The sequence below is a fragment of the Rhodococcus sp. 66b genome, assembly GCF_002076325.1.
GTDB lineage: Bacteria > Actinomycetota > Actinomycetes > Mycobacteriales > Mycobacteriaceae > Rhodococcus_F > Rhodococcus_F erythropolis.
In genome coordinates this window covers 29,002-41,866 of sequence record NZ_MUZB01000020.1, presented here as the reverse complement: position 1 = coordinate 41,866, position 12,865 = coordinate 29,002, and the positions used below count along the sequence as shown (strand labels likewise).

Below are 12,865 nucleotides of genomic sequence, written 5' to 3'. Positions count from 1 at the left end.
CATGCGCTGGCTCATCGACAATTTCTCGACGGTCGTGGACTACTCGAAGACCCATCTGTATCTGGCGCTGCTGCCCTTGCTGATCGGTCTCCTGATTGCCGTTCCGGTCGGAACAGCGATCCGCAACGTCAGATGGCTGCGCCGAATCACGTTGACCCTGGCGAGCATTGCGTTCACGATTCCGTCGCTCGCGCTGTTCGTCACCATCCCCCAGCTGTTCGGACTCAAGACCCTTGATCCGCTCAACGTCGTGATCGCACTGAGCGTCTATGCGACAGCACTGCTCATCCGGGCCGTGCCCGAAGCACTCGATTCGGTGCCGGACAACGTCATCGACGCTTCCACCGCCGTCGGGTTCACACCGCTACGACGCGCCCTGACGGTCGAGTTGCCGTTGGCACTGCCGGTGATGATCGCGAACATCAGAGTTATTGCCGTTACCAATATTTCGCTGGTTTCGGTCGGATCGCTGATCGGAATCGGCGGGCTGGGAGTTCTGTTCAAACAGGGCTACGACCGCGACTACCCGGACCAGATCGTTGCCGGCATCATCGCGATTGTCGTGCTGGCCCTGGCGCTCGACCTGATCCTGTATCTGATCGGCCGATTCCTGACCCCGTGGACCAGAACATCGACCTCGTCGAAGGTCCCCGCCGTCGTGGCTGCCGAGGGGGAACCCGTATGAGCATCTTCACCGGAGCCTGGGACTTCATCGTCGATCCCGGAAATTGGAGCGGCGACACCGGAATCGGCACCCGCATCCTCCAGCACCTCTGGTACAGCGTTCTGGCCGTGGCGCTTTCGGCTGTGATCGCGGTGCCCATCGGATTACTCATCGGCCATCTGCGTCGCGGTGAGATCGTGGTCGTCAGTCTGGTCAACGCACTGCGGTCACTGCCCACTCTCGGCCTGCTCACCTTCCTCGTTCTTCTCATGGGCCTGGGAGTGATGCCGCCGATTCTCGCCCTCGTCATCCTTGGTATTCCCCCACTACTCGCCGGCACGTACGCCGGAATTGCCAGCGTCGACCGCGGCGTCGTCGAGGCCGCGCGGGCGATGGGTATGACCGAACTCCAAGTGCTCTTCCGCGTCGAGATACCCAATGCGCTGCCATTGATTCTCGGCGGACTGCGTAACGCGACACTGCAGGTGATTGCCACGGCAACGGTCGCCGCCTACGTCAACCTCGGCGGCCTCGGCCGGTACATCTTCGACGGTCTCGCGCTCTACAAGTACGACCGAGTGGTCGTCGGCGCAATCCTGGTCGCGGTTGTGGCTCTGGTCGTGGACGGCTTACTGGCGCTGGTGGTCTGGGCATCGGTGCCCGGGACCGGCAGGCTGCGCCGAACACCCGACCTCACTCGTCTGTAGATCGGTACACACGAAAAGCCCCGATCGGAACCTTGTGTGCGGGTCCCGATCGGGGCTTTCGTAGTCCCTCTTAGCTGGTCACGCCCTCAGCATGCGCTGCGGCCGCGACGGCTTCCGCTACTGCGGGTGCCACGCGAGGGTCGAGTGGGCTGGGGACGATTTTGTCCGCCGCCAACTCGTCGCCGACCACCGACAGGATTGCCTCGGCGGCAGCGAGCTTCATACCTTCGGTGATGCGACGGGCGCCGGCGTCGAGCGCGCCCTTGAACACACCGGGGAAGGCGAGAACATTGTTGATCTGGTTCGGGAAATCACTGCGACCCGTAGCCACGATCGCCGCATACTTCGACGCGGTTTCGGGGTGAATCTCCGGGTCCGGGTTGGAGAGCGCGAACACGATCGACTCGGGAGCCATCGAAGCGATGAGCTCCTCGGGGATCTTGCCCGCCGAGACACCGAGGAACACGTCGGCACCTTCGAGAGCCTCGATGGCACCACCGTGCAGGTCGCGGGGATTGGTGCGGGCCGCGAGTTCTGCCTTCACGTCGTTGAGGTCGCTGCGCTCGCCCGAGATGATGCCCTTCGAGTCCAGCACGATGACGTCGCTGATTCCGGCGGCGAGCAGGATGTTCGCGCACGCAACACCCGCAGCACCGGCGCCGGAGATGACGACCTTGAGTGTGGTGATGTCGCGGCTCTGAACCTTCACGGCGCCCTTGAGGGCAGCGAGGACCACGATGGCGGTTCCGTGCTGATCGTCGTGCATGACGGGGCAGTCGAGGGCTTCGATGACGCGCTTCTCGATCTCGAAGCAACGCGGCGCCGAAATGTCCTCGAGGTTGACCGCGCCGAAGCTCGGGCGCAGACGGATGAGCGTCTCGACGATCTCGTCGGGATCCTTGGTGTCGAGAACCAGCGGAATGGAGTTCAGTCCGGCGAAGTTCTTGAACAGTGCCGACTTGCCCTCCATGACGGGCAGCGACGCGCGGGGGCCGATGTCGCCGAGTCCGAGAACCGCGGTGCCGTCGCTGACCACGACGACGAGTCGGTTGGTCCACGTGTATCGATCGGCGAGGGTTTCGTCTGCAGCGATGGCGCGGCTCACCTGAGCAACACCCGGCGTGTAGGCGATCGAGAGGGCCCGCTGCGTATCGAGCGGCGCGGTGGTCTCGACCGAGAGCTTGCCACCGACGTGAGCGGCAAAGATTTCTTCGTCGGTCAACTCGACCTTGGGTACGTTGATGGCTTCAGTCACGAGGGACACGATGACACTCCTGATTAGTCCAGCCTCAAGCGGGGCTGGGTTACTGGGAAGTAATCCTTCGGACCGCTGCGAAACTACGTTCACAACGGTCAGAGATCATTTCTTCCGCGAACGACTACTGAGAAGAAGAGCATTCGGCGTGCGCGAGAAAGTGGGCCGCAATACATCCGAAGCGTCATGGTGTGGGGCGGGTGAGCCCTGGCGTATCCATGCAATCTAGGTTTCGGGAGAAATTCTGACGAAACCTGCACTTCGGGGCCGGGCTGTGGCGCCGCCTCGAAGTAACTCCAGTTTGCCACCAGAGTCGGATCACAATCAAATCCTCCAAGCGGTCGGATTCCTCACCACACTCGAACCCGAGCCGTCATCCCCACCGTGTCATCCCACCCAGTCATCCCCACCGTGTCATCCCCACCGTGTCATCCCCACCACTGCGTCACCAACAACAGCCCCGCCACCACGAGCACGACCACCGATCCGGCAACCGCCGCGATACCCCGCCTGCGGTCGCACCAGATCTGCGCGGCCAAAGCAACCACCGAGGCCGCAATGTGCGCGGTGATCGACGTTGTTCCCGGACCCGGGAATCCGCGGTTGCCGCCCAGATATGCCGAACCGATGATCACGAGTGTCAAGACCACGATTCCGGCCGCCACGGTGCCGCTCAGGGCGCGTAGAGCGCGAACCAGCAGCCATTGTCGTTTGTCGGCGGGATAGTCGTAATCGTCTTCGTACTGATAATCCTGATAATCCTGGTACCGGTAGTCGTCCTCGTACCTGTCGTCGTATGTCATCTCTTACGCTCCCGCGACGAATCCGCGGACTGATTCCGCAATGAGTTGAACTGCGATGGCGGCGAGCAAAAGACCGGCGATGCGTGCCAGCAGGCTGATGCCACCCTCACCCAGTATCCGGATCAGTGCCGTCGAGAAGCGCAGGACCACGAACAGCACGAGGTGGATGGACAGAATCGCCAACGCGATCGCCAGATACGACGCCGCTTCACCATCGGCCTGGGCGACAAAGACGATGACAGCCGCAATTGCACCGGGACCGGCCATCATCGGCGTTCCCAGCGGAACGAGTGCGACGTTGACGTCGTCGGCTCCCTGCGGACGGTTGGAGGCCTTCCCGGTCAGCAGTTCGAGTGCGATGAGAAGCAGCAGTAATCCGCCTGCGCCCTGCAACGCCGGAATGCCGATGTGAAGGTAGTTGAGTATCGCCTGACCGCCGATGGCAAAGACCGAGATGACCGCAAGGGAGACGGCGGGGGCCTGCCATGCCGCTCGGTTGCGATCTTCACGGCTCTTGCGGCCGACCAGTGACAAGAACACCGGGATGACTCCGGGCGGGTCCATGATCACGAACAGCGTGATGAACACGGTGAGGTAGAGCGTGGTGTCGAGCATCAGCGCCCAAGTACCTCCACGCCGGTGGCAGCCGAGACGAGTTTGTCGAACTCGGCCTCGTCCGTCAGCTCGTCGCCGAGTCCGATCGTCTTGTTCTCGCCGTGGTAGTCCGAGGATCCGGTGACTGCCAAGCCCAGGTCGACGGCCAGGCTGCGCAGGACGTCACGATCGTCGCTGCGATGGTCCGGGTGATCGACTTCGAGACCCCCGAGACCCAGATCGGCCAGATCACGGATGTGGTCGAGCGCAAGCAATCCGCCGCGCGAACGGGCACGTCCATGCGCAAGGACAGTTACTCCCCCGGCCGCTGCCACCAGTTCGACGGCGTACTCGAGCGGAGTGTCGTACTTGGGAACGTCGTATCTCCCTCGACTGGACAACAAGTCGGAGAAAGCCTCACTGATGCTCGACACCACTCCCGCTCGCATCAGGGCCGCTGCGACGTGCGGGCGTCCGACGGACGGACCGGCGTCAGCCAAGATCTGATCGGGATCGACGGGCAGACCGTCGCGCGCCATCATGGTCGTCATCACCCGGATACGTTCGACGCGTTCGGCGCGCAGTCGCTCACGTTCCTTGGCGAATTCGGGGTGCGTCGGATCGAACAGGTACGCCAGCAGATGAACAGCGACCGGCCAACCACGCTCACCTCGACCTTCGCACGACATCTCCATCCCACGAACCAGGCTGACGCCGGCCGGCAAGGCGTGCGCCGCCTCGGCCCAGCCCGAAGTCGTGTCGTGATCGGTGATGGCGACGACGTCGAGTCCGGCGTCGGCTGCGGCGCGCATGAGGGCAGCCGGGGTATCGGTGCCGTCCGATGCGTTGGAGTGGGTGTGAAGGTCTATTCGCACTGTTCCAGTGTGTCAGCAATCGGCAACTTCATCGCGCTCCGGTGGCCGAGCCGGAAGCTGACGTACGATTACGCCGCAGCGGCAGCGCAATTCGATCACGTGCCGCTGCAGTGCCGTTCCCCTGCCGTTCCACTGCACTACAGACCGAGAAGGAGCGAGCGTGCCAACCATGCCGTCACTGCCGAATTGGTCGAACGGCAAATCGACGCAAGCCGATGCGCCCAAGATCCCCGTTCCGGCAGCCCGCGCGATCGTCGACTGCGCGGTCTACGTTGACGGCGTGCGGTTGCCGGGCAAGTACACGCACCGCGCCGCGTTGGCCGAGGTCCGTAGTCGAGACAACGCGTTCGTCTGGGTGGGCATGCATGCACCCGACGAAGGCCAGATGCAAGATGTCGCAGCAACTTTCGGACTCCACGAGTTGATGGTCGAGGATGCCGTCCATGCACACGAGCGCCCGAAACTCGAACGCTACGACGACGTCATGTTCCTGGTGCTGCGCACGGTCGTCTACGTACCGCACGAGTCCGTCGCGACGGCGAGCGAGATCGTCGAAACCGGCGAGATCATGGTGTTCGTCGGTCCCGACTTCGTGGTGACCGTCCGGCACGGGGATCACTCCGAACTGGCAAGCGTGCGCAAGTCACTCGAGCAGAATCCCGAGCGTCTCGCCATGGGCCCGTTCGCGGTGTTGCACGCGATCACCGACCACGTCGTCGACAGCTATCTCTCCGTCATCCAACTCGTCGAGCAGGACGTCGACAGCATGGAAGAGTTGGTGTTCAACCCACGGAACACCGTTGCCGTCGAGCATATCTACCTGCTCAAACGTGAAATCGTCGAACTACGACGCTCGGTCACTCCACTCGGATTGCCACTGCTCCAGCTGACCCAGCCCGCGGGCGGCCTCGTCCCGAAGGAGATCCGGCGATACTTCCGTGACGTAAGGGATCACCACACGATCGTGGCCGAACGTATCTCGGAATACGACGAGGTGTTGAGTTCTCTGGTCGATGCCGCACTCGCGAAGATCGCGGTGCAACAGAACACCGACATGCGCAAGATCTCGGCTTGGGTCGCTATCGCCGCCGTGCCGACGGGCGTTGCCGGTATCTACGGAATGAACTTCGAGAACATGCCGGAACTCGGTTACAAGTACGGCTATCAGTCCATCCTGTTCCTCATCGCGTCGGTGTGTGTCGGCTTGTTCTTTCTCTTCCGTCGCAACAACTGGCTGTGAACCTCGCACGCTGACTCCCTGTACTTGCCACCGTCGCAGGCGGACAATGGATATGGGTACGCCTTTTCATTCCGTTCCCGAAATTCATTTTGCGACAAGCAAATTCAGATCCAGGAGAGATGGAGGAACAACCATGCCTACAGTCGAGCAGTCTGTAGAGATCGCGTTGCCACCCAAGGACGTCTGGGAGTACATCGCCGTCGCCGAGAACTGGCCCAACTGGGAGAATTCGATGGTCGAGTGCAAACAGATCACCGACGGCCCGATGGGCGTGGGAAGCCGTTGGCACGGCGTCTCGAGAATCCTGGGCAAGCGCCTCGAGTGGACATCCGAATTCACCGAGTACGACCCACCGAGATCGTCGAAATCGACGTCCGTCGAAAGTCCGGTCAGCTTCTCGCAGACCACGACATGCGAAGAAGTCGGTGACGGCACTCGGGTCACCTACCGACTCGACAGCGAAAGCGGACTAGGAGGCGTATTCGGCAAGATGGCCGACCCGATCGTCACGAAAGCATTTTCACGGACGGTTCGGGTAAGTCTCGAGAACTTGGCAGACATCCTCGTGCACGCCGAATGATCTGACGGACAAAGCGCCGGCGCAGCTAGAGCGAGGCAGCGGAACGGTGCGGATCGCGAATGTCGATCCCCGCCTCGGTCCACGCTTCCCGCAGCGCCTCCGCGCCGCGCAGACGCACCCAGGCGGCTTCGGTACCGGTCAGGGGGACCACACCAAGGAAGCGCACCGGATCGAACGGCTCCGGCAGCGTCAGGTCGGCGATCCCGCTGTCACCGAGAAGCACCGCCGTGAACGCAGTGTCCTTCCACAGCGGCTCGCCCAGGTCCAACAGTGCGTCCTCGAGCAGCACGACGCCTTCGACGGACGGCGCCGCAGCCAGCACCGCGAGCGTCCTGGCCACACCCGACGCGACACCCGTGCCACCGCGCAGGGTGAGCACCAACTCGGCGCGAGGACCGCGTGTGGGGTCTGCGACCAGTTCATTGGGGTCGCCCATCGGATGACGCGAGCACCCCAGTGTGACGTAGCGGACCAGGCCGTCGGGTGATTCGAAACGCAGTACGTCCAGCGGTTCGACACCGAGGAACGTCACTGAGGCCGCGGTGGGGTCCGGCCCCTCGATACTGCTGACGAGATGGGCCCGGACGGAAGATACGACGCTGTCTGACACTCGTCCATCTAAACACCGTGCCCGCGAGGTTCGCAGCGCAGATACCTCGCGGTGGCGGTAGCGTCGTCGAAATGGTCTCCGTTCTCGCTGTCAGCGACGAGACCGTCGAATTCCTGTGGAGCAGTCAAGTTCGTTCACTCGGAGTCGACGTGATCCTCGGCGCGGGCGACCTGCCGTTTGCGTATCTGGAGTACCTGTCTGACCAACTGAATGCGCCGTGCGTGTTCGTTCCCGGAAACCACGACGTCGATCTGTCCGGATATTCGAACACGAGATCCGGTTGGATGCGGGCAGGTATGCCGGCGCAGTGGCCCGGCCCGACCGGCGCAGTCAACGCCGACGGACGCATCGTGACCGTCGCCGGTCTGCGGATCGCGGGCCTCGGTGGTTCCATCCGATACAACACGGGTCCCAATCAGTGGTCCGAGCGCCAGCAGAGCCGACGCGCCCGCTCGCTCACCTGGCGAAACGCCTGGCAATCGCGGCTTCCCGGCGGCCGGGCGGGCGTGGATGTGCTGCTCACCCACAGCCCCGCCCGCGGCGTCGGCGACGCCGAGGATCGGCCACATCGTGGGTTCGAATGCTTCACCCCCTTGATCCGCACCCTCGATCCGACGGTCATGATTCACGGACACATCCACCCGCACGGGCGAACACCTCTCGATCTGGAGGTAGGCCGGACTATCGTGCTCAATACCGTCGGCTTCACGCTGATGGAGATTTCCCCAGGTACTCCGCCGACGATCGTGAGGCGCCGACATGGCTCGTGACACCGGATTTCCCACAGCCGACGCGGAAAACGACTTCGCTCGTCAGCGTCGACGCGCCGACGTTGCCCGTCTGGTCAGTTGGCTACGACGCGAACCGGACGACGTCAACGCGATCCTGCCGTTCGACGAGGTTGTCGCAGCGCTCGGCAAGGTTGGTGAGAAGTCTCTGGGTCTACAGGTCGTCACCATCGAATCGATAGTCGGAAGTGTCGACCGCACAGGTGATTTCGACAGGTACTTCCGTCCGACGTCCACTCATTCGCGCGCTCGTTGGGAGCGACTCGCGGTGGCGCAACGACGCGGCGAATCGGTGCCACCCGTTCAGTTGTACCGTGTCGGCTCCATGCATTTCGTGATCGACGGACACCACCGAGTGTCCATTGCGTGTGCGATGCACCAGAAGACAATCGACGCGTACGTCACCGAGATCATCACGCGCATCTCGCCGGAAGGCATCACTCAGCGCGCCGATCTGCTCATCAAGGACCATCGCCGACTCTTCCTCACTCGCGTTCCGCTGCAGGGCTCGCAACGCGAAGCTGTCCAGGTCACCGACCCGTGGGAGTACGCCGAACTCAGTGAGTGCGTGGAGGCGTGGGGTTTTCGGCTCATGCAGGAAAAGGGCGAGTTCCTCGGCCGAGACACGGTCGCCCGGCGCTGGTTCGGCGAGGAGTTTCTCCCCGTCGTGCGAATGCTGCGGGGCGCCGACATGTTGCCCGAGCACACCGACGCCGAGGCGTACTTGTGGATCGCCCGGGAGCGGTACCGACTGGTGCGGCGGCACATGTGGAATGACGAGATCGTGGCCGAACTACGCGATCGAGCACCGCGAAAGCACAAGCCCGCTACGTAGCGACAGCGAACCGCACCTCTCGGGTCGGGATCTTCGGGTGCATGAACTTCAGCAACGAACGCGCTTCTTTCTCGATGGACGCGAGCGCGGTCTTCGGTTGCTGCGCAAACAGAGTCGCGCTCAACTCGACGGTCTCCTTGGCCGGCGTCACCGTCGCGAATCCCACCACCTTTCCGCGCACCAGGATGGCGGGCTTGATGATGCCGTTGACGGTGAAGACGCGAGTTCGATACTGCTCGTCCATGATTCGCGAGCGGTCGGCGTGCGAGAGCAGGATGTTGTCGAACGGAGCAAGGATTCTGACCGGCGGTGTTCCGGAGGTCGGTCGTGGCGCATCCGGCAGGTCGAACACCTCGGCCCCTTTCGCGTTGACAAAGGTGATCAAGCCCGGACGTAGCCTCTCGAAGACTTCGGCGAGTCTCGTGAGCCCCGACCACGCTTGCGCATCCTTCACGCTCGCGGGCCCGAAGGCAGCCAGATAGCGCAGCACCATCGCGTCGGGATCTGGAGTTGAACTCACCTCTGCGCCAAGCCAATTCTCCAACGTCGTCAGTGCCGGTGCTCCGGATCGTCCCCACAGACCTCGCGGTGGGACCTGCACCATCGGCAGAAGCCCTCGAACTCCGTGCGCCAGTCCTTCGGCCGCGTGGCCGGGAAAGCGCTCTGCCAGTATCGGTCTCATCTGCATCTGAGTAAGCGGCCCGTCCGCTACCAGGTCACGCCCCGCCTGCGCAAGCGCGTCGAGATCCAACCCGGTGAGCGCCGCACGCTGAGTGCTGTTGGTGTGGAGGTCGCGTTCCATGATCGTCTGAACCGTGGCACGGAAGGGACCCGCATCGGCGGCCGAGAGGGCAAAGACCGTGCCCCGCATGGCAACCAGCCGCACCACCTGGCGCTTCTCGACAAGGGTGGAGAGGTCTTCTGCCGCAAAGTTCTTCAGCCGCGCCCACAGTGCCAGGTAGGGCGGATTCGGCGCCTGGGCCTGCAGACCTGCCAGATGCTCGATCGCATCCAACGCGCTGACCTCGGCCCGCCGCAGCAGGAACTGCCGCGCCAGAGTCGCCAGGTTGAGCTCGCGATCGGTGATCAGTGCAGCCATCGACAACTCCTCAACGATCGTGGTCAGGGGCAGTGACGATCTCGAACGGTATCTCGACTCGCGCGAGCGTTCCGGACTCTTCACCCGGTCCGACCGAGAACGAGCCACCAGCGGCAACCACACGCAGTTCGTGCGAGAGCAGTCCGATGTGCCCGGCGGCCCGTCGTTGGGCAATCCGATCGGCGCTGATCCCCCGACCGTCGTCCGAGACCACGAGCACCGCACGGTGGTCCAGTCGTGCAAGCTCGATCCGGACATTCTGCGCGCCGGCATGTTTGACGACGTTGCCCAGAAGTTCTCGGGTGGCGCCGAACAAGACCTCGTCGGCAGACGTGCGTAAATCGTCGTTCCAGCCCGAAGTGTCGACGTCGACCACCACTCCGCCGCGTCCCTGCGCCGAGCGCGCGAGGTCCCCGATCGCGCGGGCAAGGCCAACGTGGACGAGAACTGTGGGATGCAGTTCCGAGACGGACGACCTCAGCAGCGTTGTCGCTTCACCAAGCGCTTTCCCAGCTCGCGCCAATGCGACGGGTTCCGCACTGCCTGCCAATTCGTCGAGATCCATCCGCGCCGCGAGAACGTACTGGAGCGCCCCGTCGTGCAGTTGCTCGGACAGTTCTGTGCGCTCACGCTGCTCGAGCCCCATGAGTTCGGCCAGAAGACTCGTGCGGTGGCCGACGAGGTGCCCGATGGTCAACACTCGCGACCTTTGAATCCGAGTCAATCCGATTGCGCCCGCACCCACCCCGGCCAAGGCCATGGTACTCAGCAGGATCGACGGCCACGGCTCGGAATTCGAAGTCATCGTTGCCCAACTGGAAGCAAAAAACACACCGATCGTGCACGCAACGACGCCGACACACACGTCCGTCCGCAGTTGCGTACACGCAAGAACCGGAATGACGAAGAGCCCGTTGCTCAAGATGTCGGCGGTCCAACTCTGCTCGGCTGCGAGACCGGTCAGCAATGTCAGAGTTGCGAGCACGGCGAGGTCGACGAACAAGCCGAGCCAGATCATCGTCACCGGGCCGGTGCCGCCTTTGCGGATCCACAGCGCCACGGCTGCCGACCAGAGGGCATAGGCGCCCAGAATCGCGAAACACCATCCCGCGTCGTTCATCGGCGGGACGAAGATCAGCGTCAGGGCGATGAACAGCACCAGAGCGCCGCGCACCGTCAGTTGGAGGTACGCACCGCGGTAGGCGTGTTCGCGCATGATCCGTTCGAGGTCCGGGCCGCCGGGCAGGTGCTCGGTTCGTACCGAGGATTCGTTCATCTGTCCTCCTGTGCCGCCCATCCCAGTTCCCTGTGAATGAGCTTCGCACACGAGATTTCACAATCAACCCGCAATACCGTGAATGGCACAGCATTCACCGAACCTCGAAACCACGCAGGAGTGCTCATGATCTCGACCCGAGCAAGCAAGCGCCGCATCGCCACTCGATTTGCCGTCGCCGGCGCCCTGGCAGCGGCGCCGATCGCCGTGGTGGCCGGGACAGCGCAAGCCGCCCCGGCCTCCACCCATCACGAACAATTCGGCCGCCTGATCCCCCTACCCGAGCCGGCCGACGCAGCGCCCGGCCCCGAACAGGTACCGCTCCCCTGGGGCGCGACGTATTCGGTCACCTTGCCCGGGTAACGGTCACAGCAGCAGATTGGCTCCCGTACCGCCGTCGAACACTGCGATCTTGGCGGGATCGAACCACAGATCGATAGACCTGCCCTGGTCCACGGTGGACTCGGACGAGAGCCTGGCAACCAGTTGACCGCCACCAGCGACGGCCGTTCCCGAATCGGCGGCGAGTTCCTCGAGTTCACGAGAATTGACGGCGGGGCCACCAGCGAGGAAATACGCGTACTTGTCGGAACCCATCGATTCCAGCACGTCGACGTCGACGGTGAACGTCCCACCGTGCGGCTTCTGCGCTGCATCGACCAGCGCCACGTCCTCGAAATGTTCCGGCCTGATACCGACCACGACGTCCTTGCCCGAGCCGCTGCCCGAGATCTTCGACTGCGCCGCCGCGGGCAGGCGAACATCGCCGATCGGCGTGCTGACGCCGTCCGCCGTCAACTGTCCGGGGAAGAAGTTCATGGACGGGGACCCGATGAATCCCGCCACGAACAGATTGTTCGGACGATCGTAGAGTTCCTGCGGCGCACCGATCTGTTGCACGATTCCGCCGCGCAGCACGACTACCCGATCGCCGAGCGTCATCGCCTCGGTCTGGTCGTGGGTCACGTAAATCGTTGTCGTACCGAGTCGCTGCTGCAGACGGGCGATCTCCGTCCTCATCTGCACGCGCAGTTTGGCGTCCAGGTTGGAAAGCGGCTCGTCCATGAGAAACGCCTTCGGGCTGCGCACGATTGCGCGTCCCATCGCGACACGCTGACGCTGACCGCCCGACAGGTTCGCCGGTTTGCGATCGAGATGCTGGGTGAGGTCGAGCACCCGCGCCGCGTCGTCGACCTTGGCGTTGATCTCGTCCTTGGACATCTTCGCCAATGTCAGTGGGAACGCGATGTTCTGGCGCACCGTCATGTGCGGATACAGAGCATACGACTGGAACACCATCGCGATGTCGCGGTCCTTGGGGGCGCGTTCGTTGACGCGTTCACCCGCAATCCGCAACTCACCGGTCGAAATGTCTTCCAGCCCGGCAATCATGTTGAGAGTCGTGGATTTTCCACAACCGGACGGGCCCACGAGAATGATGAATTCTCCGTCGGCGATGGTGATGTCGACATCACTGACCGCCTTGGCTCCGTCCGGGTACAGCTTGGTCACCTTGTCCAGCACGATCTCGGCCACAGG

15 protein-coding genes are annotated in these 12,865 nt (G+C 63.2%); 7 read left to right on the top strand and 8 right to left on the bottom strand.

Annotated features, from left to right (window positions below; translation table 11 throughout):
* Position 1: 1 nt before the first annotated feature.
* Positions 2-685, top strand: coding sequence for an ABC transporter permease (locus B0E55_RS28125; protein ID WP_019749338.1), 684 nt, complete (start codon positions 2-4; stop codon positions 683-685).
* Positions 682-1,371 carry an ABC transporter permease gene (locus tag B0E55_RS28120; protein ID WP_003945081.1) on the top strand — a complete coding sequence of 230 codons (690 nt, stop codon included), beginning with the start codon at positions 682-684 and terminating at the stop codon, positions 1,369-1,371. Before B0E55_RS28125 ends, B0E55_RS28120 begins: the two co-directional genes overlap by 4 nt.
* Before the next feature lie 70 nt (positions 1,372-1,441).
* Here B0E55_RS28120 and B0E55_RS28115 read toward each other — a convergent pair whose 3' ends face one another.
* The 4 genes from B0E55_RS28115 to B0E55_RS28100 form a co-directional block, all read right to left on the bottom strand.
* Entirely contained in the window at positions 1,442-2,635 is a 1,194-nt protein-coding gene (locus B0E55_RS28115; RefSeq protein ID WP_003945072.1) for an NAD(P)-dependent malic enzyme, read from the bottom strand.
* A 419-nt stretch (positions 2,636-3,054) separates the two neighbouring features.
* Positions 3,055-3,429, bottom strand: a complete 375-nt coding sequence (locus B0E55_RS28110) for a hypothetical protein (protein WP_020908450.1) — start codon at positions 3,427-3,429, stop codon at positions 3,055-3,057.
* Between the two features lie 3 nt (positions 3,430-3,432).
* Positions 3,433-4,047: a MarC family protein gene (locus B0E55_RS28105; RefSeq protein ID WP_164490628.1), complete on the bottom strand. Its 615-nt coding sequence runs from the start codon at positions 4,045-4,047 to the stop codon at positions 3,433-3,435.
* The gene (locus tag B0E55_RS28100; RefSeq protein ID WP_019749340.1) at positions 4,044-4,898 is read right to left on the bottom strand and encodes a PHP domain-containing protein; all 855 of its coding nucleotides are present in this window, start codon (positions 4,896-4,898) and stop codon (positions 4,044-4,046) included. The genes B0E55_RS28105 and B0E55_RS28100 overlap by 4 nt, the downstream gene beginning before the upstream one ends.
* A 169-nt stretch (positions 4,899-5,067) precedes the next feature.
* Here B0E55_RS28100 and B0E55_RS28095 point away from each other — a divergent pair, with 169 nt between their 5' ends.
* Together B0E55_RS28095 and B0E55_RS28090 are read left to right on the top strand one after the other, a co-directional pair.
* On the top strand, positions 5,068-6,138 hold the full coding sequence (locus B0E55_RS28095) for a magnesium and cobalt transport protein CorA (RefSeq protein ID WP_019749341.1): 1,071 nt from the start codon (positions 5,068-5,070) through the stop codon (positions 6,136-6,138).
* Between the two features lie 133 nt (positions 6,139-6,271).
* The gene (locus tag B0E55_RS28090) at positions 6,272-6,718 is read left to right on the top strand and encodes an SRPBCC family protein (RefSeq protein ID WP_007736117.1); all 447 of its coding nucleotides are present in this window, start codon (positions 6,272-6,274) and stop codon (positions 6,716-6,718) included.
* Positions 6,719-6,743: 25 nt separating this feature from the next.
* Here the strand turns inward: B0E55_RS28090 and B0E55_RS28085 are convergent, their stop codons facing one another.
* Entirely contained in the window at positions 6,744-7,328 is a 585-nt protein-coding gene (locus B0E55_RS28085; RefSeq protein WP_019749342.1) for a suppressor of fused domain protein, read from the bottom strand.
* 71 nt (positions 7,329-7,399) lie between these two features.
* Here B0E55_RS28085 and B0E55_RS28080 point away from each other — a divergent pair, with 71 nt between their 5' ends.
* Both B0E55_RS28080 and B0E55_RS28075 read left to right on the top strand, forming a co-directional pair.
* A complete protein-coding gene (locus B0E55_RS28080; RefSeq protein WP_080910907.1) occupies positions 7,400-8,098 on the top strand; it encodes a metallophosphoesterase family protein in 699 nt (232 codons plus the stop codon).
* Positions 8,088-8,951, top strand: a complete 864-nt coding sequence (locus B0E55_RS28075; protein ID WP_003945080.1) for a hypothetical protein — start codon at positions 8,088-8,090, stop codon at positions 8,949-8,951. The genes B0E55_RS28080 and B0E55_RS28075 overlap by 11 nt, the downstream gene beginning before the upstream one ends.
* Here B0E55_RS28075 and B0E55_RS28070 read toward each other — a convergent pair.
* Both B0E55_RS28070 and B0E55_RS28065 read right to left on the bottom strand, forming a co-directional pair.
* Positions 8,944-10,050: a winged helix DNA-binding domain-containing protein gene (locus B0E55_RS28070; RefSeq protein WP_080910906.1), complete on the bottom strand. Its 1,107-nt coding sequence runs from the start codon at positions 10,048-10,050 to the stop codon at positions 8,944-8,946. The genes B0E55_RS28075 and B0E55_RS28070 overlap by 8 nt on opposite strands.
* Before the next feature lie 10 nt (positions 10,051-10,060).
* Positions 10,061-11,326 carry a sensor histidine kinase gene (locus B0E55_RS28065; RefSeq protein WP_041816087.1) on the bottom strand — a complete coding sequence of 422 codons (1,266 nt, stop codon included), beginning with the start codon at positions 11,324-11,326 and terminating at the stop codon, positions 10,061-10,063.
* Positions 11,327-11,452: 126 nt separating this feature from the next.
* Here B0E55_RS28065 and B0E55_RS28060 point away from each other — a divergent pair, with 126 nt between their 5' ends.
* Entirely contained in the window at positions 11,453-11,689 is a 237-nt protein-coding gene (locus B0E55_RS28060) for a hypothetical protein (protein WP_202022982.1), read from the top strand.
* Positions 11,690-11,692: 3 nt separating this feature from the next.
* Here the strand turns inward: B0E55_RS28060 and B0E55_RS28055 are convergent, their stop codons facing one another.
* Complete coding sequence (locus tag B0E55_RS28055; protein WP_080910905.1) at positions 11,693-12,862, bottom strand: ABC transporter ATP-binding protein; 1,170 nt, start codon at positions 12,860-12,862, stop codon at positions 11,693-11,695.
* Positions 12,863-12,865: the final 3 nt, after the last annotated feature.